Below are 22,381 nucleotides of genomic sequence, written 5' to 3'. Positions count from 1 at the left end.
ATGACGAACACCACCCAGGCGCCGTCGGGCGTCACGTCACCCCTGCCCACCGTCCCCCTGTCGACGCCCGTCCCGGCCAGCCCGGTGACGGTGTCGACGCCCTCGGGTTCCGGCTCCGGCACGGTCCTGCCGCGGCTCGAGCGGGAGTCCGAGCCGGCCCGTGGGCCCGAGGAGCGCCGGTTCAGCGGCACCCGGATCAGCGACGTGCTGTGCGTCGTCGGTGCCGCGGTCGCTTCGGTCTCGGTCACGTCGATCGTGTTCACCGAACTCGCCCCGGTCTCCGGCCCGATCGCCTTCGCGGCCGTCGCCTACGTGATGTTCCTGGTGTTCTACGCGCTCCTCGTCGCCACCAACGAGAGCGCGGCCGTGGTCCGTGACCGGGTCGTCTCCGCCGCGGTGCACTCGCTGGCGTTCGTCGTGGTGGCCACGCTGGTGTTCGTCGTCTCGTTCAGCGTGATCCGGGCCACGAAGGCGCTGCCGCACTGGAACTTCTACACGCAGGACATGGCGCTCACCGGGCCGCTCGACCCGATGACCTCCGGCGGAGTGCTGCACGCCATCGCGGGGTCGCTCATCCAGATCTCGATCGCGCTCGTGATCACGGTGCCGCTCGGCGTGACCACGGCGCTGTTCCTGACCGAGGTGCCCGGACCCTTCGCCCGGTTCGTCCGCACCATCGTCGAGGCGATGACCGCGCTGCCCTCGATCGTCGCGGGGCTCTTCATCTACGCGAGCGTCATCGTCGGGCTCGGCTTCGACAAGTCCGGGTTCGCGGCGTCCCTGGCGATCAGCGTGATGATGCTGCCGATCATGATCCGGTCCGCCGACGTCGTGCTCCGCCTGGTGCCGTCGACGCTGAAGGAGGCGTCGATCGGGCTCGGTGCCGGTCAGTGGCAGACGGTGTGGCGGGTCGTGCTGCCGACGTCCCGCTCCGGCCTGGTCACCGCGATCATCCTCGCCACCGCGCGCGGCATCGGTGAGACGAGCCCGGTGCTGCTGACCGCCGGCTTCGCGCCCGACCTGAACCTCGACCCGACGAGCGGCCCGATGATCTCGCTGCCCCTGGCGATCTTCGAGTTCGTCAAGTCGCCCGAACCGAACATGATCGCCCGTGGCTTCGGCGCGGCCGCGGTCCTGATGTTCCTCGTGCTGGTGCTCTTCGTGATCGCCCGGGTGATCGGGTCGCAGACCGTCGCGACCCGCGAGCGCCGCAACGACCGCGTCCGGGCGCTCGGTCGCCTGGTCCTGCGCGGTGTCGCCGCCGCCGGGCCGGTCTGGCGCCCCGTCGGCCGTTTCATCCGCCGGCACGCCCGCCGTTACGTCCACCCGTTCCCCGCCGACGCCTCCCAGAAGGACCCATCGTGAGACCCCGCAGAACACGCCTGATGGGCGCGGTCCTGGCCGCCGCCGCACTGGCCCTGTCGATCCTCCCCGCCACCGCGGCCGACGCGGGCGAGTCCTACGTGCCCATCTCGGGCGCTGGCTCGTCGTGGAGCTCCGTCGCGATCCAGCAGTGGGCCGTGAACGTGCAGCAGTACGGGATGAAGGTCCGGTACGCCAGCACCGGGTCCTCCGACGGCCGCAACCAGTTCAAGGCGGGCACGGTCGACTTCGCCGTCTCCGAGATCCCGTACGGCATCAAGGACGGTGGGGTCACCGACGTCCCGCCGACGGTCGGCTACGCGTACATGCCGATCGTCGCCGGTGGCACGTCGTTCATGTACAACCTCAGTGCCGGTGGCAAGCAGATCACGAACCTGCGGCTGTCCGGCCCGGTGCTCGCGGGCATCTTCACCGGCAAGATCACGAGCTGGGACGACCCGAAGGTCAAGGCCGACAACCCCGGGCTCGACCTGCCGAAGCGCCGCGTCGTGCCGGTCGTCCGGTCCGACGGATCCGGGTCGACCGCGCAGTTCACCACCTGGATGAGCAAGAAGTACCCGTCCGAGTGGAACGCGTACTGCAAGCAGGCGGGTCGGCCGCTGCCGTGCGGCATCACGTCGAACTACCCGACGGTCGCCGGCAAGGGGTTCATCGCCCAGCCGAACTCGCAGGGCGTGTCCGGCTACGTCGCCCAGAAGGCCAACGTCGGCACGATCACGTACGTCGAGTACTCCTACGCGTTGAAGACCGGCTACCCGGTGGCGAAGGTGCTGAACAAGGCCGGTTACTACGTCGAACCGACCGCCTCGAACGTCGCGGTCGGCCTGCTCGGGGCGAAGATCAACCAGGACAAGCGGTCGTCGTCGTACCTGACGCAGATCCTCGACGGCGTCTACGACAACCCCGACGCACGCACCTACCCACTGTCGTCGTACTCCTACATGGTGGTGCCGACGACCACGGACGCGAGCCTGACCCCGGCGAAGGGCAAGACCCTCGGGGCGTTCGACTACTACTTCCTGTGCGAGGGGCAGCAGCAGGCCGAGGTGCTCGGCTACTCGCCGCTGCCGATCAACCTGGTGCAGGCCGGACTCGACCAGGTGCGGCGCATCCCCGGTGTCGAGGCGAAGAAGATCGACATCCGGAAGTGCAACAACCCGACGTTCTCCGCTGACGGCAAGAACACCCTCGCCGTCAAGGCGCCGCAGCCGCCCGCGTGCGACAAGCTCGGCGCGACCCAGTGCAACACGGGCACCGGCGGGGCGAAAGGCACCACGACGCCGACCCAGAGCGGTGGCGCGGCCGGTGGTGGCGCGGGCGGTTCCGGTGGCGGTACCGGGGCGGCCGGGGGCTCGGGCTCCGGCGGCGGTTCGGGGTCCGGTGCGAAGGGCGGCGGGTCCGGGGGTTCCGGTTCCGGAGGCTCGAGCGGATCCGGTTCGGGATCCGGGAGCGGGTCGACCGAGCTCTCCGGCCGCAGCACCGGCAGCGGTGGCACCGGCGCGGTGCCCGCACTGAACAACGGCTCGCCCGTGCAGTGCGACGCCGACAGCGGTGTGTGCCAGAACGTGGCCGCCCTGCCGGTCGAGGTCGACGCGGCCGACGGTTGGACGCCGACCCGCACCCTGATGCTCTGCGCCGTGGCCGCACTGCTGGGCGTGGTCCTGCTGCCCCCGCTGATCGGCGTGCTCGTGTCCCGACGGAGGACCCAGAAGTGAAGAACCAGCACCTCGTCCGACTCGGTTCCGCGGCCCTCGTCTTCGGTGCCGTCACCTCGACCATCGCCGGGTCGTTGCTCGTCGCCACGATCCCGGCGTCGGCCACCGCGCCCTCGGCCACCCCCTCGTCCGCGGTGACGAAGTCGTGGGCCGACGCGCAGGCCGCCCTCGGTTCCGGGGGATCGACCACCACGCCCGACCCCGACGCGGCCGACTTCTCGAAGATGTCCTTCACGGTCAGCCAGACCCGCGAACTCACCGACCAGGGCGTCACGGTGAGCTGGACCGGTGCGAAGCCGACCTCGCCGAGTGAGTACGCCACCGACTACGTCCAGGTCATGCAGTGCTGGGGCGACGAGGCGGCCGGACCGTCCCCCGAACAGTGCCAGTGGGGCGCTCCGTCGTCGACGATCGCGGCCCTGACCGGCGTCGGTGCCGCCAAGCGCGACCTGGTGAACGGGGACGACCCGCTGCAGGACCCGACCCTGACCGGACCGGACGCGAACCCAGACCTGCTGCTCGACCCGCCCGTCGAGAACCCGTTCCTCCGCGCCTACCGCGTGCCCTTCCGGTCGGTCGACGGGACCCTGTCGAAGAGCACGACGGAGCTGTCGAAGCAGTTCGACGCGACGACCACGAACGAGGTCACGGCCGCGCGCACCGCGAGCGACGGCACCGGTCAGGTCACCTTCGAGACCCAGTCGGGGCTCGAGGCGCCGCAGCTCGGCTGCGGGCAGGACCGGGTGGCTGCCGGAAGGACGACGCCGCGGGACTGCTGGCTCGTGATCGTGCCGCGCGGCAGCCACAACCTCGACGGCGGCACCGCGGGGTCGACCGCCGCCGGTCGTGTCACCGGCTCGCCCCTGTCGGCATCGGCCTGGCGCAACCGCGTCGTGTTCCCGCTCGGGTTCCAGTCCGTTGCCCAGGCCTGCCCGATCGGCAACGCGGAGCAGCGCCTGGTCGGCTCGGAGCCCGCCACCGAGGCGGTCACCGCCTGGCAGCCCGCACTGTGCGGACTCGGCACCACCTACGGCTACTCGCAGATCGGCGACGAGGAGGCACAGCACCAGATCGTCTCGACGACCGGTGGGGCATCGCGCCTCGCCCTGGTGAACACCCCGCTCGACCCCGCGACCGCCCCGGACACGACCATCCGGTACGCCCCCGTGGCGCAGTCGGCGATCGTGATCGGTTTCTCGATCGACTACCGGCTGTACCCGGACGCCCCCGCCAAGGCGCGGAACGGGCTGCAGGCGCAGGAACTCACCCTCGACGCACGGCTCGTCGCGAAGCTGCTCACGCAGTCGTACCAGGCGGACGTGCCCGGCCGCGGCAAGGGCGACCCCACCGTGTCGGCGAACGCCTCGAGCATCGTGACGGACCCGGAGTTCCTCGCGCTCAACCCGACCTTTGTCGGCTCGAAGAGCGACACCGCCCCGGCCGGACTGATGGTCGCGCTCGGGGACACGAACGCGAACGCCCGGGTCTGGGCGTGGCTGCGGGCGGACCCCGTCGCGGCGGCGTTCCTCGACGGGCGCCCGGACGAGTGGGGGATGCGGATCAACCCCGCCTACAGCCCGCTGTCACTGGCGACCGACACGACGATCGACAGCTTCCCGAAGGCCGACCTGACCATCGCGAAGGGCGGCGACCCGGACGAGACCGGCTACGGCACCCTGGACATGCGCCCGTACATGAACGACATGCACGAGGGCGCCTACCGGACGCTCAAGGCGGACCCCAACCAGAAGGACTCCTGGAACCCGTTCGGGCAGCCGAAGGGCTACACCTCGCTCGGCGCCCAGGTGCCGGGGAGCCGGTTCCTGCTGTCGATCACCGACACGGCCTCGGCCGCCCGGTACGCGCTCCCCACCGCGAAGCTCGTGAACGCCGCCGGCGAGGCCGTCGCTCCGACCACCGAGGCGATCACGAAGGGCATCGCGACCATGCGGCCGTCGACCGTGCCGGGCGTCGTCGTGGCCGACCCCGCGAACCGTGACGCGGCGGCCTACCCGCTGGCCATGCTCAGCTACGCGGCCGTGAACGTCTGCGCCTCGAGCCCGGCGGAGCGTTCGGACTACGCCACCTTCATCCGGTACGCGAGCGGTGCCGGTCAGGTACCGGGGGAGAAGCAGGGCGAGCTCCCCGCCGGCTACGTCCCGCTCTCGAGCAGCATGCGGGCAGCGGCCGGGCAGGTCGCCGCCGGGCTGACCGACGCCCGGACGGTCGCCGCGGCGTGCCCGAAGCCGCCGGCGGCGTCGGCGCCGACCGAGCCGACGGCGTCCGGCACCGACGGGGCGGTCCCACCGCCCACCGACACGACGGAGACCGTCACCGATCCCGTCACCGACCCGGGGACGTCGACCGACACCCTGCCGGACGCGACCGTCGACCCGGTGGCCGACGCCGCGCCTCCCGTGTCGACCAACGACGTCGACGAGGCGTCCGGACCCACCCAACGCACCCACGACCAGCCGCTCGCGGCGACCCGCCTGGGTCTCGCCGCGGCGCTCGGAGCCGGCCTGCCGGCGCTCGGCGTGGGGCCGTTCCTGATCCGCCGTGGCCGGAGGCTGGCGATGCTGGCCGCCGCCCACGTGTGACCGAGTTCCACCCACGACCGCTGCCACCTGGGCAGCGTCGAACCCACGAAAGGAAACACCAGCCATGAAGGTCAACACCTTCTGCAAGTCGGCAGTCACGTTCGGTGCAGCCGCGCTGATCGTCGGTGCCCTCTCCGTGCCGGCGGCCCAGGCCGACCCCGCGGGGAACGCGTTCGGCAAGCTCGTCGGCCTCGGCTCGGACACGACCCAGGACGTCATGAACGGCGTCGCCGCAGCGGTCGGGGGGAACCAGATCGCCTCGTACGACGCGACGAACGCCGGCCCCACCGTCGTCACGCGATCCGGCGGAGCGGCCATCCCGCGCGTCTCCGGCTCCGGTGCCGGCCGTGACGAGCTGCTCGTCTCCGTCGGTGCGGTCGCCAACAAGTCGGGCGTCGCCCTGGCCGACGGCACGAGCACGACGATCGACGAGTCCGTCGTCGGCCAGCTCGACTTCGCCCGTTCGTCGGGCGGCCCCGCCGCCAAGGACCAGTCGGCCGACGGCGTCCTGGCGTACGTGCCGTTCGCCCGCGACGCGGTCGACGTCGCCTACGCACCGGGCAGCCCGCTGGCGAAGGTGCCCTTCTTCATCGGGGACGGGACGCAGGCCAAGACCGCCCCGACGCTCTGGAACGTCTACCGCGGTGACGTGTCCTACGCGTACTTCAACGCGGACGGCACCTACAACTCCGTGGGCGGCAGCGCGACGGGTCCGGACGGCACCAAGGCGTCCAAGATCCAGCCGCTCCTGCCCAAGTTCGGTTCGGGCACCCGCAGCTACTTCCTCGGCCAGCTCGGTCTGACCGACGCCTCGGGCTTCACGAGCACGAACTCCTTCGTCTCCGACACCTCGGCCGGCAAGCCGATCGAGGAGCACGACGGCACCGCAGTCGTCGCGGCCGACACCGGCTCGACGCTCGCGATCGCCCCGTTCTCGGTCAGCCAGTGGGTGGCGCAGGCCAACGGCGTCGGCGGGGTCACCGACCGTCGCCACGGCGTGACGCTCGCCGACCTCGGCAAGACCGCCGGCAGCCAGACCGCGGCGACCACCGGCAGCGGCAAGGCCTACGCGACCAACCCGGCGTACGCCGGCTTCGTCCGTGACGTCTACAACATCGTCCCGTCGCGCCTGGCTGACGACCCGTCCAGCGCGATCGCGAAGGCGTTCGTCGGCAAGGACTCGCTCGTCTGCAAGCAGACCGCGACCATCGCCGCCTACGGGTTCCTGCCGGAGCCGGCGACCAACGCCGCCACCACCTGCGGCTACGCCCAGCTGCGTGCCTTCCCCGCGTCGCTGAGCACCACCGCGCTGTCGATCCCGGCGAAGGCCGTCGCGGGCAAGCCCGTCAGCGCCACCGTCTCCGTCGACTCGTTCGGCACCGGCGGCGGCACGGTCCGGTTCCTGAACGGCTCCACCGTCGTCGGGACCGGCACCATCGCCAAGGGTGCGAAGAGCGTCACCGCCCCGGTGACCCTGCCCAGCGGCACGGCCTCGGTGAACGCGCTGTTCATCCCGGCGCTCGCCGGCGTCGCGTCGAGCACCTCGGCGGCGTCCACCGTCACGGTCTCGGCCGCGACCGGCGTCACGATGACGGTCCCGCGTCTGACGGTCGGCAAGACCGCCAAGGTCACCACGACGATGACGGGAGGGAACGCCACGGGCGGCACCGTCACGATCGCGAACGGCACGGAGACCGTCGGCACCGCCAAGGTCGCCGCCGGGGCCACCACCGCGTCGGTCTCGTTCGTCCCGAAGCGCACCTCGTACAGCCTCGTCGCCACCTACACCCCGGCCACGGCCGGCGGGACGGTCGCCACGAGCGCCGTGTCGACGGTGAAGGTCGCCAAGGGCGCGCCGACGGTGAAGGCCGGCAAGGTCAAGTCAGTCTCCGCGAAGTCCCACGCCAAGGTCACCGTCGCCGTGAGCGGCGCCGGCGTGACCCCGACCGGCAAGGTCACCGTCAAGGAGGGCAGCAAGACGCTCGCCTCGGTGTCCCTGTCGAAGACCGGGCGCGGCACCGTCTCGCTCCCGCGTCTCAAGGCCGGCACGCACAAGCTCACCGTCGTCTACAGCGGTGACTCCCTCTGGAACACCGCGCGGACCTCGTCCTCGGTGAAGATCACGCGCTAGCCCCACCCCCGCCCGGCCGGTCCACCAGGACCGGCCGGGTGCTCCACCCGCGACACAACCACCCCCGAACACCCCGACGGACGGATCGATGACGAGCTTCACCTCCTGGTTGCCGGGCCGGCGACCCACCGGCGAACCGGACGCGAGCGGCCGCCGTCGCGCCGTCCGGACGTGGCGGCCGATCCGAGCGCTCCGTCCGTCCCGCACCCGGCGTCCGACCCGGCCGGTCAGTGGCTGGTCCCACGAGTCCGCCGGCCCCGCCGCCCGGGCGATCCCGGTCCTCGGCGCCCCCGACCGCTGGCGGTTCAGCGGGTCGGCGATCGTCGTCGTCGGGCTGTTGCTCGTCGGCTTCGCGCTGCAGTTCACGGCCGTGTCGCAGGTCACGTACTCGCGCGACCAGCAGCTCGCCCGTGACGCGTTCCGCTACCAGCTCGCCGACGCCACCGCCCCCGTCGGCCAGACCGGCACCGACGGCCGCCTGGTCCCCGAGGGCACCCCCGTCGCGATCGTCCGGGTGCCGGCGCTCGGCCTCGACACGGTCGTGCTGCAGGGCACCACGTCGGAGACCACCCGCTCCGGCCCCGGCCACCGGCGGGACACCCCGCTGCCCGGTCAGGTCGGCGCGAGCGTCGTCTACGGGCGCCAGACCGCCTACGGCGGCCCCTTCGGTCGCATCGACCAGCTCGACAAGGGTGCCGTCATCACCGCGACGACCGGGCAGGGGACCGCGAAGTACCGGGTCGTCGACGTCCGCCGCACCGGCGACCACGTCCCCGCACCGCTCGAGGCCGGCGACGGTCGGCTCACCCTGGTCTCCGCCGCCGGGCTGCCGTTCCTGCCCGACTCCGTCGTCCGCGTCGACGCCGAACTCGTCTCGAAGGCCGCTCCGACCCCGACGCCCTCGTTCGGCTACGCCGCACTCGCCCCCGCCGAACTGACGATGGCCGGTGACGGCTCGGTGTGGCCGTTCCTGGTGCTCGGCCTGATCGTCCTGGCCGGCATGGTCGCGCTGTTCGCGGTCGGGATCCGCTTCTGGGGCCGTCGGCAGACACTCGTCGTCGCCGTCCCGGTGGTGCTCGCCGTCGGGCTCTCCGCGGCGTCCCAGCTCACCGTCCTCCTGCCCAACCTGATGTGACCGATAGAGACCACGATGCCCGGAACAGAAACCGAAACCCTCCTCGCCGAGTTCGACAGCTGGTTCGACCGCGTGCCGCCGGCACCGGATCCGTCGACCCTGCCCGCGACGCTCGACGCCCGATCCGTCTCCGCCTGGTTCGGCGAGCACAAGGTGCTCGACCGTGTCTCGCTGACCATGCCGGCCGGCCAGGTCACCGCCCTGATCGGACCGTCCGGCTGCGGCAAGAGCACGTTCCTCCGCACGCTCAACCGCATGCACGAGCTCGTCCCCACGGCGTCGCTCGCGGGTGAGGTGCTCCTCGACGAGGTCGACATCTACGACGCGTCCCGGCGCATCACCGAGGCCCGGCGGCAGATCGGCATGGTCTTCCAGAAGCCGAACCCGTTCCCCGCGATGAGCATCCAGGACAACGTGCTCGCAGGACTCGCCCTGACGGGCGTGCGGCTCGACAAGGCCGCGAAGGCCGCGCTCGTCGAGGAGACCCTGACCAAGGCGGGCCTGTGGAACGAGGTCAAGGACCGCCTTCGGCAACCCGGCGGCGGTCTGTCCGGTGGGCAGCAGCAGCGGCTCTGCATCGCCCGTTCGCTCGCCGTCCGTCCGCGGGTGCTCCTGATGGACGAGCCGTGCTCCGCCCTCGACCCCACGTCGACCCGGCGCATCGAACAGACGATCACGGAGCTCGCCACCGACGTGACGATCGTCATCGTCACGCACAACATGCAGCAGGCGCAGCGCGTCTCCGACCGCTGCGCGTTCTTCCTGGCCGAGGCCGGGACACCCGGTGCGATCGTCGAGCACGGCCCGACCGACGCGATGTTCCAGACACCGCAGGATCCCCGCACCGCCGACTACGTCAACGGTCGCTTCGGATGACGCACGGGAGGCACGGTGCGGGCCCGCACCGCGCCTCCTGTCCGGTGGACGGACCGTCGTCGTGCGGTCGGACTACGCGAGTACCTGGTTGAGGACAAGCGCGGCGCAGATCACTGCGACGCAGACCAGGAACGCAACCGGTGCTGCCCTGCTCTTCGGGTGCACCATGCCAGCAAAGCCCGAGGCACTCAGGCCAGCTGCTCCCGCTGCGACCGAGAGCGGCCATCCATTGACGACGAGCACGACACAAGCGACGCCGAGCAAGACCGCGCACGCTGCGAGCACCCTGCTGAGCACGCGGCGGAGACGAGCCGGCGTTGCTCGCTCCGGAACGGTCAACGGTAGATCGCCATACACGTTCGGCCACGTACTTCGCCGTTGTTCCGGAAGTCGACGCACATGCTCCCCGGACGCAACGTGTGCTTCTTGACGCTGGGGATGTTGAAGACGGCTTGTCCGCAGCCTGAACGCACCGACGTCGTCTCCTGCGCGTACTGCCGCCCGTTGACGTCCTTGAAGCGGTAGACGCCGCTCCAGTTGCAGAACATCCCCGGGATGACCGCAGCGAGGCCGTAGCACTCGACCGCGGTCGTCGACCCCGTGACCCGCAGCCCCGAACCTCGAACGGACATGTTGAGGAAGCATCCCGCTGGTACGACGATCGTCACGCCTCGGTAGCTCCAGCGGAAGGACGCAACTGGTGACGTCGCGAACCCTCCGTTGACCGTGTTGCCCCCGCCGGCCTGATTCGAGTCGTAGGCGTGCGAAAGGTCAGCGAGTTTCCGTGCCTGTTCGTGCACGTCCACGTCGGCGACTGGCTCCGCGACGTTCGGTGCCGCCGTTGCTGGCGAGGCAAGAGCTGCCACGAAGAGCAAGCACGCTCCGAGCGCTACCGAAGATCGTCCAATGAAATTGCGGGACAACGTCATCTCCCCATGTCAGTCCCGGCCTGTGCCGAGGACCTCACGCTACTGATCTTCCAGCACGTAGAACAAGCAATTTGTATTTCGGCGGAACGAGGGCTGGGTCAGTAGAGTCGAGATGTGGAACATCAGCGGCGGACGGTTGGGCGCGTGGGGCAGAGCGGGGCCCGGGCGATCCCGTTCGCCAGCATGGCGCTCGGGGCCTCGATGCTGAGTGCTCCGAACGAGGCGTCCTGGAATCCGGGGGCGTTCCTGCTCGTCGGTGGCGCCGTCTGCGCCCTGCCGCTCTTGCCCGGTCGGCGTCGGCGCAGAGGCACCGTGCGGGCCGGGATCTCCACGTCGGACTGGGTAGTGCTGTCGATCGGTCTCGGGGCAGGGCTGCTCGTCGGACTCCTCTTCTTCGACGGCTCGGCTGCCTTCGCCGCGCTCTTCCCGGTCCCGTTCGTGGCGATCCACGCCGCCGTGAGTCGCTCGGACGGGAGCCTGCGAGCCCGGTCGATCGTGCTCGCGGTGACGGCGGCGTTGGTCGTCGCGATCCTCGTCACGGGTGACGATCTGCAGCGCGGCTTCGCCGACGTCGTCCAGGGGGCCGTGGTCGCCGGCGTCCTGTTGACGCTCGCGCTGGTCCTCTGGAGCGCTCTGCGGAGACAGCGGGCCTGAAGCTGCTGCGGTGCACTCCAGCTCTGTGCGCCGCGTGATCGGTACGGTGGTCGCCATGGCCCGATTCACGCCCCCAGCCGCTGACGCGATGCGTGCCCGGCTCCTGCTCGCCGCGCGGGACGAGTTCGCTGCGGTCGGACTGGCCGCCGGCAGGGTCGAACGGATCGGTGCCGCAGCGTCGAGCAACAAGGCGCAGGTCTTCCACTACTTCGGCAGCAAGGAGGGGCTGTTCGACGCCCTCGTCGCGGAGACCGTGACCGAGACGTTCGCCGAGGCTCCACTCGACACCGCCGACCTCGCCGCCTGGGCCGGCCGGGTGCACGACTCGTACGTCCGTCGCCCCTGGGCCCAGCGGCTCGCGACCTGGCACCGGCTGGAGCGTGCCGACGTCCCGCTCGAGTCCGTCGCGACCAGCTACGCCGACGCCGTGGCCGAGGTCGAGCACGCCCAGCGTGCAGGGGTCCTGCCGCGGGCGTTCCGTCCGGCAGTACTGCTCGGGCTCGTCCTGCACACCGCGGCGTTCTGGAGCGCGACCGCTCCGGAGTACGAGCCGCTGGTGCAGGCCGTGACGCCGCCGCGGCGTCGCCAGGTCGTGGTGGACGCGGTCGCCGCCCTGCTCGGCGGGAAGTCCTGACCGAAGGGTCCGCGAGCACCAGCGTGAGGGCGCTGGGGCCGAGCGTGCGGGACGGGGCCGCACCGGGCCTCCTGGCCGCCCCTCAGTCGGCTGCGCCGGCGGCGACCCGCAGCGTCCGCTCCGCGTCGTCGAGGTAGTCGGCGAGCAGTGCCGAGGCGGCGTCCTGGTCGCCACCGCGCAACGCGGACACGATCGCGTCGTTGCGTTCGACGAAGTCGGCGTGGAACGAGGCCGGGTCCGCGGCGGTCAGAAAGGCGAGCCGCATCTCGGCGAGCAGGCCGTCCATCAGAGCGTGGATCCGCTCGCTCGGCACCGCGCGCACGAGCTCGGCGTGGAAGCGGATGTCGGCGGTGCCGACCGCACCCCAGTCGCCCGCGGACGCTGCTGCCCGGGCGTCGGCGACCGCTGCGGCGGCCTCGGCGAGTGCCGGTGCGTCGGGGGCGCAGGCGCGGACGGCTGCCTCTTCGAGCACCCGCCGAGCCGCGTAGAGATCGGTGACGTCGGCGGCGGAGAGCCGGCGGACGAAGACCCCGCGGTTGAACACGTGCTCGACCAGACGGTCGCGGGCGAGCAGTCGGAAGGCCTCGCGCAGGGTGTTCCGTGACACCCCGAGCTGGTCGCTCAACCGTTCCTCGGACAGCTGCGCCCCGGGGGAGAACCCACCCGACGCGATCATGGTGCGCAACCGCGTGGCCGTGGAGTCAGCGCCGCCGACGGTTCGGGTCATGGCACCGATCCTGGCACGGGTGGCGTTTGTGAAGGGCGTGTTACAGAGCGGAACCGGCTCTTGCGATTGTTGAACAATGCGGTCCAGACTGTCCCGCATGTTCGTCCTCATCGGCGTCGCCGTCGTCATCGTCGGCTTCGCGCTGCGCATCAACGCGCTCCTCGTCGTCACGGTCGCGGGCATCGTGACCGCGGCCATCGGCGGGATCGGTCCCGTCGGCATCCTCGACGCGTTCGGCAACGGGTTCGCCTCGAGCCGGTCCGTCACGACCTTCGCGCTCGTCCTGCCCGTCATCGGTCTGATCGAGCGCTACGGCCTGCAGGACCAGGCGAAGCGCCTGATCGCGAAGCTCGACAAGCTCACGACGGGTCGCCTGCTCGCCGGCTACCTGGTGATCCGGCAGGTCACCGCGGCGGTCGGCCTGACCAGCATCGGTGGCCCGGCGCAGACCGTGCGCCCGCTGGTGTACCCGATGGCCGAGGGTGCGGCGACCAAGAAGTACGGGCGCATCGACGACCGCATGCGCGAGAAGATCAAGGGCTACTCGGCCTCGTCCGACACCGTCGGCGTGTTCTTCGGCGAGGACGTCTTCGTCGCCGTCGGCTCGATCCTGCTCATCACGACGTTCGTCGACTCGACCTACGGGCTGTCGCTCGAACCGATCGACCTGGCCCTGTGGGCGATCCCGACGGGCATCGCGGCGCTCATCGTGCACGGTGGACGCCTGCTGCTGTTCGACCGTCGACTCGACAAGATGGCGGCGGACGCCCGTGCCGACGCACCGACCCTGGGGGCAGCAGCGTGATCACCAGCGAATGGCTCTACTGGCTCATCGGCGCGTTCTTCATCGCCGTCGCCGTCCTGATCGTCACCGACACCGCGCACGCGAAGCGCCTGGGCAACGCGGCGTTCTGGGGCATCCTCGGGCTGTCGTTCTTCTACGGCACCTTCGTCGCCGCCGGCACCGTGCCGGCCTGGACGCTCGGTATCGCCGTCCTCGTGATGGTCGCGCTCGCCGGACTCGGCTTCACCGGCACGACGAGCCGCACCCGGGTCGCGAGCATCCCCGGCGCGGGCACGGGTGCCGAGACCGGCCCCGCCGAACCCACCGGCGTGACGCAGGAGATCACGAACGCCGGCAGCGGCAGCGGCAGCACGAGTGTGCTCGCCACCACCAGCCCGGACGAGCGCGCCGCGTTCGCGACGAAGTACGGCAACCGGCTCTTCATCCCGGCCCTCGTGGTGCCGGTGGTCGCCGTGCTGGTCGCCACGCTCGGCCCGCTCGTCTCGTTCGGCGGCGAACCACTCCTCGCCGAGGGCAGTGCGACCCTGACCGGTCTGGGCATCGGTTCGGTGCTCGCCGTGGTCGTGGCCGTGTTCGTCCTGCGCCCGCCGAAGATCGCCACCCCGATCCGCGAGGGCGGTCGCCTGCTGCAGGCGATCGGCTGGGCGGCGCTGCTGCCGCAGATGCTCTCGACGCTCGGCATCGTCTTCACGCAGGCGGGGGTCGGTGACGCCGTCGGCACGATCATCAAGTCGGTCCTGCCCGACGGCTCGCTGCTCGCCGCCGTGGTCATCTACTGCCTGGGCATGGCCCTGTTCACCATCATCATGGGCAACGCCTTCGCCGCCTTCCCGATCATGACGGCCGCGATCGGCTGGCCCGTCCTGGTGCAGGGCTTCGACGGCAACCCCGCCGCGATCTTCGCGATCGGCATGCTCGCCGGCTTCTGCGGCACGCTCGTCACCCCGATGGCCGCGAACTTCAACCTGGTGCCGGCTGCGCTGCTCGAGATGCGGGACAAGTACGGCCCGATCAAGGCGCAGATCCCCACCGCCGCCATCCTGCTCGTCGTCAACATGGGAGTCATGTACCTTGTCGCATTCTGATGCCGCCCCGATCGACCTGACCCGGGCGGCCTGGGCCGACCGCTTCGCGGCCGTCGCCGCGGACAACACGACCCGCGAGTACCCGTACGCCGCGCACCACGCGACGTCCGGACCGGACGACCGGGCCCTGCCCGTCGAGCTCCACCCCGCCTTCGCCACGTCCTACGACTGGCACTCGTCGGTGCACATGCACTGGCTCGCGGCGCGCCTGGTCGCGCACGGCCTGCCCGCCGATCTGGAGGCCCGGCTCACCTCGATCCTGCAGGCGCACCTCACGACGGATCACCTCGCGACCGAGGCCGCCTACCTGCGCGAGACGCCGCACTACGAGCGCCCCTACGGCTGGGCGTGGCTCGCGCGGCTCGCCGCCGAGGTGTCGGCATCCGAGGCACCCGCTGTCCGGGCACTGGCGCCGGGCTTCGCACCCGTCGTCGACGTCCTCGAAGACTTGGTCGTCCGGTGGATCGACGGCGCCGCGCACCCGGTCCGGCACGGCGTGCACTCGAACTCCGCGTTCGGACTGCTGCTCGTGCTCGAGGCCGCCCGGTCGCTCGACCGTCCGGCCCTGGCGGCAGCGGTCGAGGGGGCTGCGAAGGACTGGTTCGGCGCGGACGCCGGGTGGCCGTTCGCCTGGGAGCGGAGCGGGCACGACTTCCTGTCCGCGGGCCTGGCCGAAGCCGACCTGATGCGGGCGGTGCTGCCCGCCCCGGAGTTCGCCACGTGGGCGCGCGGCTTCTTCGCCGCGGTGCAGCCGGGTGACGCGATCCTGCGGTCGACGGTGGTCCGGGACGAGAACGACCCGCAGCAGGTGCACCTGTTCGGGCTCGACCTGTCGCGGGCAGGCTCGGCCCGGCGCATCGCGGACGCACTCCGCGCCGGCGGCCCGGACGATTCCGGCACCGGCATCGCCGATCTGCTCGACGACGCGGCCGATCGGCTGCTCGCCTCGGGTCTCGCGGCGAGCGTGGGCGAGGAGTACTACTCCACCCACTGGCTGGCGAGCTTCGCCTGGGACGCCATGGAGGCCCGGGAGCACGCCGCTCGCTGATCGTTCGTCGGGAGCGCTGATCGTCTGCGGACACGTCGAGGATCCGGAGGTAGCTTCGGGGCCATGAGCGATCCGAAGGACGACGAGACCCTCGACGACTTCCGCGAGGCGCAGGAGACCGACTACGAGCCGGAGCCGACCGTACTCGACCCCGACGACCTGCCGGTGGTCGACGACGCGGACGACGAACTGCTCCCCGACGACGACCGACCGGTGCCGCTCGACACCGACGACGACGCGATCTGAGCGATCGCGCCGCCGTCAGCTTCGGCGTCGGCGTGCGCTCAGTCGAGCGGGAGGGTCCGCGCGAAGGTGCGGGTGACCGGAGTCGCGGCGAGGAACGGTGCCATCGCCGGAGCGCCCTCGGGTGTCGCGCGCCAGGCCACGTAGGTGTCGTGGTCCTCGGGGGTCGTCCACGACTCGACGACGACCATGCGCGCCGGGTCCTCGTCGTCGACCAGGACCTCGAGCGACTCCAGGCCGTGGAACGACGCGGTCTGTTCGAGCGTCTCGCGGATCGCACCCTGGAGTGCGTCTTCGGGGGCATCGCTCTGGAACTGGACCTCGAGCAGGACGGTCATCGACATGGGGAACCTTTCGTCAGCGGTGTCCAAGCCAACCCCTGGCCCCCTGCGCTTGTTCCGGGTCGGTCAGCCGACGATGCGGAACCGGAGCGGATCGCCCGGACGGAGCTGCGCAGCGAGGTCGATCGACGACGGCGTCAGGACCGCGACGACCGGGTAGCCGCCGGTCACCGGGTGGTCGGCGAGGAACAGCACGGGGAAGCCCTCGGGCGGCACCTGCAGCGAACCGGTCTCGACGCCCTCGCTCGGCAGTTCGCGTGCCACGGAGCGGGTGAGCGGCGTCTCGGCCGTGGTGCGGACCCCCACGCGGTCGCTGTCCGCACTGACGGAGAAGTCCTGGCCGGTCAGGGTCGTGCGCCACTCCGGGGTGAACCAGTCGTCGCGCGGTCCGGGCACCACGTCGAGCACGACCGGCTCGTCGGGCCACCGCGGCTCGGGCTGCGGCACCGCGTCGACGATCGGCCACGACACCCGCGCGTCACCGACGGGCAGGACGTCACCGGCCGACAGTGGCGGCGGTCCGAGGCGCGCGAGGGAGTCCCACGAGCGGCTGCCGAGCACCGGGTCGACCGCGAAGCCCCCGAGGACCGCGACGTAGGTGCGGAGGCCCACGGTCGCGGTGCCGATCCGGAGCGTGTCGCCCGGGGCCAGCAGCAGCACCTGGTGCGAGGCGGCACCGCGGACCGATCCGTCCGCCCGCTCGACCTCGACGGGGCAGGCCGCGCCGGTGGTGGCCGCGACCACGTACGCGTCGGCGCGGAGCGTGACGGAGCCGAGCAGGGCCTCCAGGACGGCCGCGTCGGGACGGTTGCCGACCAGCCGGTTGGCGAGTGCCGCGGAGCCGCGATCGGCTGCTCCGGCCGCGCCGAGGCCCATGTCGCTGAAGCCCGGGCGCCCGAGGTCCTGGGTGGTCGCACCGTAGCCGACCTGCACGACGGTCAGCGCGGTCATGCCGCACCCGCCACGACGAACCGGACGAGCGTGCCGGCGGGGGCGAGTGCCGGAGGCGTGCGGTCGAGGGACCACATCGGCATCTCGGTGCGGCCGATGAGCTGCCAGCCGCCGGGCGATGTCCGCGGGTAGACGGCGCTGAACTCGCCGGCCACCGCGACGGCCCCGCTCGGGACGGCCGTGCGGGCGGTGCTGCGACGGGGCAGGTCGAGCGGCCGATCGCTGCCGGTGAGGTAGCTGAAGCCGGGTGCGAAGCCGCAGAACGCGCTCGTCCAGAGCTGCCCGGTGTGCCACGCCACGAGCTCGTCCCGCGGCATGCCGGTCAGTTCGGTGACGGTGTCGAGGTCCTCACCGTCGTAGGTGACGGGGATGACGAGCGGCTCGGAGTCGTGCGCTTCGAGCGCTGCGCTGACCGGGGCGACCTGCGCGAGCTCGGAGCGGAGCCGTCCGGGGTCCGTCGTCGTCGGGTCGAATCGGAGCAGCAGTGTCCGGGCGCCGGAGACGACCTCGGTCAGCCCCGGCAGGGTGGCCTGTGCGAGTCCGGCGCGGAAGGCGACGACGTCGGCGAGGGACCCGAACGTGGCGAGGAGGGCGGTGCCGCCCGCGGAGCGGACCTCCGGACCAGTCACGGTGCGAAGGGCGCGATCGTCACGCCGTGCTCGGTCAGCAGCGCTCGGATGGCCCGGGCCATCGCGACCGCGTCCGGGGAGTCACCGTGCACGCAGACCGAGACGGCACGCACGGCGATCTCGGACCCGTCGACAGCGGTCGCGACACCGTCGGTGACCATGCGGAGCACCCGGGCCGCGACCTCGTCCGGGTCGTGCAGCACCGACCCCGGCTGCTTCCGCGACACCAGCGAGCCGTCGGGTTCGTAGGCGCGGTCGGCGAAGGACTCGCTCACCGCGCGGAGCCCGTGCCGCTCGGCCGCCAGCAGCAGCTCCGACCCGGGCAGCGCGAGCACGGCGAGCGACGGGTCGACGTCGGCCACGGCGCGGACGACGGCCTCGGCCTGCACCGGGTCGGCGCAGGCCGTGTTGTACAGGGCGCCGTGCGGCTTGACGTAGGTGACGGCCGTGCCCGCGACGTGCGCGGTGGCGGCCATCGCGCCGAGCTGGTGCACGACGTCGGCGTACAGCTCGTCGGGGGTGACGTGCACGGGTCGGCGGCCGAAGCCGATCAGGTCGCGGTAGGCCACGTGCGCGCCGATCGCCACACCACGCTCGGCGGCGGCGCGGGCGGTGGCGAGCATGATCGTCGGGTCGCCGGCGTGGAACCCGCAGGCGACGTTGGCGCTCGAGACGACGTCGAGCATCGCGTCGTCGTCGCCCATGGCCCAGGCGCCGAAGCCCTCGCCCAGGTCGCTGTTCAGGTCGATCGTCGTCACGCGTGCTCCCTGTCGTCGCGGGTTGTTGAACAATCTACCGATCACCCCGGTCCCTGTCATCCGCTTCCCCTGGTCGGACGGCGGTTTCCGAGGTGCGCCACGTACTGTCCGAGTCCTCAGTACCACCGGCGGCAGTGCTGCCGGATCGATCTCTGCACTGGAGCAGCTCATGACCGACAGTGACAACACGCACGACGCCCCGAAGAACGACTCGGAGGGCACCGAGAAGCCGGGCGGCCTCGGCGACGACAACACCATCCCGAACAACCCCGACGGCCTGGCCGCGGGGCACACGGGCGACGACTCGCACTTCAACCCGGAAGAGGACGGCGAGCACTAGCGGCTCCTTTCCGGCCTGCGGGTCGATGCAGAACGACACCGTCGTTGTCCCCCGACAACGGCGGTGTCGTTCTGCGTCGGCAAGCGTCCGCACGCGTCCGCACGCACTCGTCCGCCCCGACGATACATGCGTCACAAAACCTTTCGGCACGAGGTTTCCGGTGCTACAGTCCCGATCACCTAGCAGCACTAGGGATTCAGCGGGCACCGAAGCCCCCTGTGACTCAAGGAGGAGTCATGTCGACACCGACGTCGAAGGAAGAACCCACGCGGGGCATCGCCGGGACCGCGTCCCCAGCGGTCACCGCAGCCGCCGGCGCCACCGCCACCGACGCCGCGGCGTCCCGAGCCTTCTCGGTCGAGGGCATCACGCAGTCCGTCAGCACCGTCCGGGTGGGCCGCGGCTACCTCTGGGGCCTCAGCTTCGCCCAGTTCGGCCTGTTCGTCGCCCTGCTCACCCCGGTCTTCGTGAGCATGTCGATCAAGGCGACGGAGCTGAACCCGACGAGCCCCGAGACCGTCGTCGGCTCGGTCCTGCCGTTCGGAGCGCTCGGCGCCCTGTTCGCCAACCCCCTGTTCGGCGCGCTCTCCGACCGCACCCGCACGCGGTGGGGCCGTCGCCGCCCCTGGATGGTCGGCGGTGTCGTCGTCTTCGTCGGTTCCCTCGCCTGGCTCGCGTTCTCGCCCGACGTGCTGCAGCTCACCCTGGCCTGGGTGCTGGCGCAGGTCTCCGCCAACGCCGTCCTCTCCACGCTGACGGCGAGCTTCGCCGACAACGTGCCGGAGTTCCAGCGCGGCAAGGCCTCGAGCGTCATCGCCCTGGCGCAGAACATCGCGATCCTGGCCGGGCTCTACCTGGCCGTGTACCTGGTCGGCAACCTGCCGGTCCTGTTCATCGCACCGGGCGTCCTGGCGATCGTCGCGGTCCTCGTCTACTCGTTCGTCGCCCGCGACGACCTGCCGACGACGCCGGTCAAGCCCTTCAGCTGGGTCAACCTGATCAGCTCGTTCTGGACGAACCCGATCAAGCACCGAGACTTCGGGCTCGCCTGGTGGGGCCGTTTCCTCATCACCTTCGGCACGTTCATGTTCACGACGTACCGACTCCTCTACATGCAGGACCGCATCGGGCTCCCGCAGGGCGAAGCGGTCGGGGTCGTCGCGTTCGGCGTGCTGCTGTACACGATCGCCCTGCTCGTCAGTGCGGCCGTCTCCGGCTGGGTGTCCGACCGGATCCAGCGTCGCAAGGTCTTCGTCTGGGGTTCGACGGCCATGACCGCCGTCGGCCTGGTGATCCTGGCCCACGTCGACAGTGTCGGCGGGTTCTACTTCGCCGAGATCGTGCTCGGTTTCGCCTTCGGCATCTACGCCGCCATCGACACCGCCCTGGTCGTCGACGTGCTGCCCGACCCGGAGCGCCCCGGCAAGGACCTCGGCGTCATCAACATCGCGAACGCCCTGCCGCAGTCACTCGCCCCCGCCGTCGGTCTGTTCCTGCTCGGCATCGGTGGCGGCCAGAACTACACGCTCATGCTCTGGGGTGCCGGCGTCGCCGTCATCCTCGGCGCCCTCGTGATCCTGCCCATCAAGTCGGTCCGCTGACCGACGCGACCGCCTGGAGGCGCGACCCGCGTCCGCGACGCACGCCGCGCCTCCAGGCGGTCACCTGCACCGCACGTGGCCGCTTCAGCGGGCGCCGTGCTGTCGCAGTGCGACGACGACCTCGTCGAGGAAGTCGTCGACCTGCCCCTGGTCGTACCCCTCGCGGAACTTCGTCGGCTGGAACCGGACCGCTGCGACCTGCTCCGGTGTGAGCGGGTCGACGGGGCGTCGCTGCTCGTACCCGGCCAGGGTGGTCTGGATCCGGTCGAGGAACGCGTCGACCTCGCTCTGGTCGTACCCCTCGCGGAACTTGGTCGGCCGGAACCGCTTGTCCGCCACGTCTCGTGCGAGCATGTCCTCCCCCTTCTGCTGGCGCCTCTCGTGGCCCTGCCATGGTGTCACGGGCGGGTTGCCGGGGGTCAGAGCTGCGGTGAGCGCCTGCCGAACAGCGCGTCGAGCAACCGCGAGAACCGCGACTCCGGCTCGTGGGGCGTCTCGATCGAGCGGGTCGGTGAGCGGAACGCGAGATCGTGCAGCATGTTCCGCTTCGACCCGTCCCAGTTCGCGAACAGGTAGGTCCCGCCGATGAAGGACATGCTCCGGACCGGCGCGCGCTTCCACGAGTCGGCAGCCACGTAGTAGCCCGCGTGGCCGGCGCGGATGTGCTGGATCACGGTGTCCACGTCGATGACACCGGTCGGTGTCACGACGGCGGTGATGCCCGTGCGGTCGCGGGCGACGTACTCGATGAGGTGTTCGGTCACGATGGAACTCTTCGTCACGGTGGTGAGACGCCACGACAGGGAGCGTGGCGAAGGGGATTCGGAACCGCCGTTGCTTCCGTTTCCAGAGTACGTCCGCCGCGGGCGTGCCGTCCCCGGATGTCCGCCGTTCGCAACCGGATGAGCGTTCAGTGGATGGGGGTCCGGTCGGCCCAGTCCACGATGCGTTCGATCGTGTCGTCGAAGTCCCGCGTGCCGGGTCGGTTGAGGAACGCGTGACGGCTGTCCGGCAGGACGTGTCGTTCGACCTCGGTGCCCGCGTCCGCGAGCTCGTCTGCGAAGCGCTCGCTCGAGGCGCGCATCACGTCCCGCTCGGCGTCGATCAGCAGGGTGCGGGGGAACCCGCCGAGGTCGTCGGACTCCGGGTAGACCGCAGTGGGGCGGCCGCCCGCGTAGGCCCGGTTGCTCAGGTCGAGCAGCAGCGGCGCGTGCGTGAGCAGCCGGTGCCCTCGGACGAGTCGCTGCAGTGCCCGGTCACGGGGGAGCCGGGCGTGGAAGAACCCGTAGGTCAGCACGAGGCCGACCAGCGGCGGGGCGGTCGCGACCGCGGAGGCCGCCAGGCACGCACCGGCGCTCGCCCCGCCGAGCAGCAGCCCGGACGGTTCCTCGTCGTGCAGGTGGTGGAGGACGGCGACGATCTCGTCCCGCGCGTGGGGTGCCCGTCGTCGCCCACGTGGTCCACCCCGGTCGAGCCACGGCAGCCCGGGCAGCGGTCCGAGGCGGTAGTCGACGGTCACGACCGGCAGCCCGCGCTCGGCGAGCGCCCGTGCGACGGCGTCGGACTCCGGCAGGTCGAGGTCGCCCCGGAAGAACCCGCCGCCGTGCACCCAGACCAGGGTCGGGGGTCCCACGCTGGCGCTCTGGTTCAACGGTCGGTACCGCCGGACGGGGACCGGTCCGTGTGGGCCGTCGATCCGTTCATCGGCGACCTCGATCGTGTCCTGCTGCTTCCCCCGCATGGGAGCAGTGTCGCAGGACGCGGGCGGGAGCCGGGCTCGCGGCGCTTGAACAGGC

General features: G+C 71.4%; 22 protein-coding genes and 2 pseudogenes. 14 read left to right on the top strand and 10 right to left on the bottom strand.

The window, feature by feature from the left end; genetic code table 11:
• The 6 genes from pstA to DEJ29_RS14845 all read left to right on the top strand — a co-directional run bounded on the left by pstA (position 1) and on the right by DEJ29_RS14845 (position 9,840).
• Complete coding sequence (pstA, locus tag DEJ29_RS14870) at positions 1-1,365, top strand: phosphate ABC transporter permease PstA (protein WP_111094466.1); 1,365 nt, start codon at positions 1-3, stop codon at positions 1,363-1,365.
• Positions 1,362-3,098, top strand: a complete 1,737-nt coding sequence (pstS, locus tag DEJ29_RS14865; protein WP_258375902.1) for a phosphate ABC transporter substrate-binding protein PstS — start codon at positions 1,362-1,364, stop codon at positions 3,096-3,098. Before pstA ends, pstS begins: the two co-directional genes overlap by 4 nt.
• Complete coding sequence (locus tag DEJ29_RS14860) at positions 3,095-5,698, top strand: hypothetical protein (RefSeq protein ID WP_111094468.1); 2,604 nt, start codon at positions 3,095-3,097, stop codon at positions 5,696-5,698. The genes pstS and DEJ29_RS14860 overlap by 4 nt, the downstream gene beginning before the upstream one ends.
• Positions 5,699-5,762: 64 nt before the next feature.
• The gene (locus DEJ29_RS14855) at positions 5,763-7,829 is read left to right on the top strand and encodes an Ig-like domain repeat protein (protein ID WP_111094469.1); all 2,067 of its coding nucleotides are present in this window, start codon (positions 5,763-5,765) and stop codon (positions 7,827-7,829) included.
• A gap of 88 nt (positions 7,830-7,917) precedes the next feature.
• A complete protein-coding gene (locus tag DEJ29_RS14850) occupies positions 7,918-8,964 on the top strand; it encodes a sortase (RefSeq protein WP_111094470.1) in 1,047 nt (348 codons plus the stop codon).
• A 99-nt stretch (positions 8,965-9,063) separates the two neighbouring features.
• A complete protein-coding gene (locus DEJ29_RS14845; RefSeq protein ID WP_258375911.1) occupies positions 9,064-9,840 on the top strand; it encodes a phosphate ABC transporter ATP-binding protein in 777 nt (258 codons plus the stop codon).
• Between the two features lie 335 nt (positions 9,841-10,175).
• On the opposite strand, the gene DEJ29_RS14840 is transcribed toward DEJ29_RS14845, so the two are convergent.
• Positions 10,176-10,715, bottom strand: a complete 540-nt coding sequence (locus tag DEJ29_RS14840; protein ID WP_146248298.1) for a hypothetical protein — start codon at positions 10,713-10,715, stop codon at positions 10,176-10,178.
• 198 nt (positions 10,716-10,913) lie between these two features.
• Between DEJ29_RS14840 and DEJ29_RS14835 the strand changes: the two genes are divergently transcribed.
• Both DEJ29_RS14835 and DEJ29_RS14830 read left to right on the top strand, forming a co-directional pair.
• Positions 10,914-11,423: a hypothetical protein gene (locus DEJ29_RS14835; protein WP_111094472.1), complete on the top strand. Its 510-nt coding sequence runs from the start codon at positions 10,914-10,916 to the stop codon at positions 11,421-11,423.
• A 55-nt stretch (positions 11,424-11,478) separates the two neighbouring features.
• On the top strand, positions 11,479-12,057 hold the full coding sequence (locus DEJ29_RS14830; RefSeq protein ID WP_111094473.1) for a TetR/AcrR family transcriptional regulator: 579 nt from the start codon (positions 11,479-11,481) through the stop codon (positions 12,055-12,057).
• An 82-nt stretch (positions 12,058-12,139) separates the two neighbouring features.
• Here the strand turns inward: DEJ29_RS14830 and DEJ29_RS14825 are convergent, their stop codons facing one another.
• Positions 12,140-12,784 (bottom strand): GntR family transcriptional regulator, encoded by a 645-nt coding sequence (locus DEJ29_RS14825; RefSeq protein WP_181438136.1) that lies wholly within the window; start codon positions 12,782-12,784, stop codon positions 12,140-12,142.
• Between the two features lie 97 nt (positions 12,785-12,881).
• Here DEJ29_RS14825 and DEJ29_RS14820 point away from each other — a divergent pair, with 97 nt between their 5' ends.
• From DEJ29_RS14820 to DEJ29_RS14805, 4 genes are all read left to right on the top strand, one after another.
• Complete coding sequence (locus DEJ29_RS14820; RefSeq protein ID WP_027465970.1) at positions 12,882-13,589, top strand: DUF969 domain-containing protein; 708 nt, start codon at positions 12,882-12,884, stop codon at positions 13,587-13,589.
• Positions 13,586-14,674: a DUF979 domain-containing protein gene (locus DEJ29_RS14815; protein ID WP_111094475.1), complete on the top strand. Its 1,089-nt coding sequence runs from the start codon at positions 13,586-13,588 to the stop codon at positions 14,672-14,674. The genes DEJ29_RS14820 and DEJ29_RS14815 overlap by 4 nt, the downstream gene beginning before the upstream one ends.
• A complete protein-coding gene (locus DEJ29_RS14810; protein WP_258375903.1) occupies positions 14,661-15,722 on the top strand; it encodes a DUF2891 family protein in 1,062 nt (353 codons plus the stop codon). The genes DEJ29_RS14815 and DEJ29_RS14810 overlap by 14 nt, the downstream gene beginning before the upstream one ends.
• A 63-nt stretch (positions 15,723-15,785) precedes the next feature.
• Positions 15,786-15,968, top strand: a complete 183-nt coding sequence (locus tag DEJ29_RS14805) for a hypothetical protein (RefSeq protein WP_110860976.1) — start codon at positions 15,786-15,788, stop codon at positions 15,966-15,968.
• A 38-nt stretch (positions 15,969-16,006) separates the two neighbouring features.
• On the opposite strand, the gene DEJ29_RS14800 is transcribed toward DEJ29_RS14805, so the two are convergent.
• The 4 genes from DEJ29_RS14800 to DEJ29_RS14785 all read right to left on the bottom strand — a co-directional run bounded on the left by DEJ29_RS14800 (position 16,007) and on the right by DEJ29_RS14785 (position 18,644).
• Positions 16,007-16,309 (bottom strand): putative quinol monooxygenase, encoded by a 303-nt coding sequence (locus DEJ29_RS14800; RefSeq protein WP_071405925.1) that lies wholly within the window; start codon positions 16,307-16,309, stop codon positions 16,007-16,009.
• A 63-nt stretch (positions 16,310-16,372) separates the two neighbouring features.
• The gene (locus DEJ29_RS14795) at positions 16,373-17,257 is read right to left on the bottom strand and encodes a 5-oxoprolinase subunit C family protein (RefSeq protein WP_111094476.1); all 885 of its coding nucleotides are present in this window, start codon (positions 17,255-17,257) and stop codon (positions 16,373-16,375) included.
• Positions 17,254-17,886, bottom strand: coding sequence for a 5-oxoprolinase subunit B family protein (locus tag DEJ29_RS14790; protein WP_111094477.1), 633 nt, complete (start codon positions 17,884-17,886; stop codon positions 17,254-17,256). Before DEJ29_RS14790 ends, DEJ29_RS14795 begins: the two co-directional genes overlap by 4 nt.
• A complete protein-coding gene (locus DEJ29_RS14785; protein ID WP_111094478.1) occupies positions 17,883-18,644 on the bottom strand; it encodes a LamB/YcsF family protein in 762 nt (253 codons plus the stop codon). Before DEJ29_RS14785 ends, DEJ29_RS14790 begins: the two co-directional genes overlap by 4 nt.
• Positions 18,645-18,813: 169 nt before the next feature.
• Between DEJ29_RS14785 and DEJ29_RS14780 the strand changes: the two genes are divergently transcribed.
• Together DEJ29_RS14780 and DEJ29_RS14775 are read left to right on the top strand one after the other, a co-directional pair.
• Positions 18,814-18,984, top strand: a complete 171-nt coding sequence (locus tag DEJ29_RS14780) for a hypothetical protein (protein ID WP_164941189.1) — start codon at positions 18,814-18,816, stop codon at positions 18,982-18,984.
• 236 nt (positions 18,985-19,220) lie between these two features.
• Positions 19,221-20,585, top strand: coding sequence for an MFS transporter (locus tag DEJ29_RS14775; protein WP_071405927.1), 1,365 nt, complete (start codon positions 19,221-19,223; stop codon positions 20,583-20,585).
• A 99-nt stretch (positions 20,586-20,684) separates the two neighbouring features.
• On the opposite strand, the pseudogene DEJ29_RS14770 reads toward DEJ29_RS14775, so the two are convergent.
• The 4 genes and pseudogenes from DEJ29_RS14770 to DEJ29_RS14755 all read right to left on the bottom strand — a co-directional run.
• Positions 20,685-20,834: pseudogene (locus tag DEJ29_RS14770) on the bottom strand (DivIVA domain-containing protein); the annotation flags it as partial.
• 12 nt (positions 20,835-20,846) lie between these two features.
• A pseudogene (locus tag DEJ29_RS14765) lies at positions 20,847-20,939 on the bottom strand (DivIVA domain-containing protein); the annotation flags it as partial.
• A 65-nt stretch (positions 20,940-21,004) separates the two neighbouring features.
• A complete protein-coding gene (locus DEJ29_RS14760; protein WP_146248299.1) occupies positions 21,005-21,349 on the bottom strand; it encodes a hypothetical protein in 345 nt (114 codons plus the stop codon).
• Positions 21,350-21,495: 146 nt separating this feature from the next.
• Positions 21,496-22,326: an alpha/beta hydrolase gene (locus DEJ29_RS14755; RefSeq protein WP_181438137.1), complete on the bottom strand. Its 831-nt coding sequence runs from the start codon at positions 22,324-22,326 to the stop codon at positions 21,496-21,498.
• Positions 22,327-22,381 lie beyond the last annotated feature (55 nt).

Origin of the sequence: Curtobacterium sp. MCPF17_021, assembly GCF_003234605.2 — a bacterium.
Taxonomy (GTDB): domain Bacteria; phylum Actinomycetota; class Actinomycetes; order Actinomycetales; family Microbacteriaceae; genus Curtobacterium; species Curtobacterium flaccumfaciens.
The sequence above is the reverse complement of the archived record's forward strand: the minus strand, read 5'-3'. Positions and strand labels throughout refer to the sequence as shown.

Excerpts from the sequence above, each read along its gene's own strand:
- pstA (WP_111094466.1), top strand. The coding sequence starts at position 1 with ATGACGAACACCACCCAGGCGCCGTCGGGCGTCACGTCACCCCTGCCC.
- DEJ29_RS14855 (WP_111094469.1), top strand. The coding sequence starts at position 5,763 with ATGAAGGTCAACACCTTCTGCAAGTCGGCAGTCACGTTCGGTGCAGCC.
- DEJ29_RS14850 (WP_111094470.1), top strand. The coding sequence starts at position 7,918 with ATGACGAGCTTCACCTCCTGGTTGCCGGGCCGGCGACCCACCGGCGAA.
- DEJ29_RS14830 (WP_111094473.1), top strand. The coding sequence starts at position 11,479 with ATGGCCCGATTCACGCCCCCAGCCGCTGACGCGATGCGTGCCCGGCTC.
- DEJ29_RS14825 (WP_181438136.1), bottom strand. The coding sequence starts at position 12,784 with ATGACCCGAACCGTCGGCGGCGCTGACTCCACGGCCACGCGGTTGCGC.
- DEJ29_RS14820 (WP_027465970.1), top strand. The coding sequence starts at position 12,882 with ATGTTCGTCCTCATCGGCGTCGCCGTCGTCATCGTCGGCTTCGCGCTG.
- DEJ29_RS14805 (WP_110860976.1), top strand. The coding sequence starts at position 15,786 with ATGAGCGATCCGAAGGACGACGAGACCCTCGACGACTTCCGCGAGGCG.
- DEJ29_RS14800 (WP_071405925.1), bottom strand. The coding sequence starts at position 16,309 with ATGTCGATGACCGTCCTGCTCGAGGTCCAGTTCCAGAGCGATGCCCCC.
- DEJ29_RS14795 (WP_111094476.1), bottom strand. The coding sequence starts at position 17,257 with ATGACCGCGCTGACCGTCGTGCAGGTCGGCTACGGTGCGACCACCCAG.
- DEJ29_RS14780 (WP_164941189.1), top strand. The coding sequence starts at position 18,814 with ATGACCGACAGTGACAACACGCACGACGCCCCGAAGAACGACTCGGAG.
- DEJ29_RS14775 (WP_071405927.1), top strand. The coding sequence starts at position 19,221 with ATGTCGACACCGACGTCGAAGGAAGAACCCACGCGGGGCATCGCCGGG.
- DEJ29_RS14755 (WP_181438137.1), bottom strand. The coding sequence starts at position 22,326 with ATGCGGGGGAAGCAGCAGGACACGATCGAGGTCGCCGATGAACGGATC.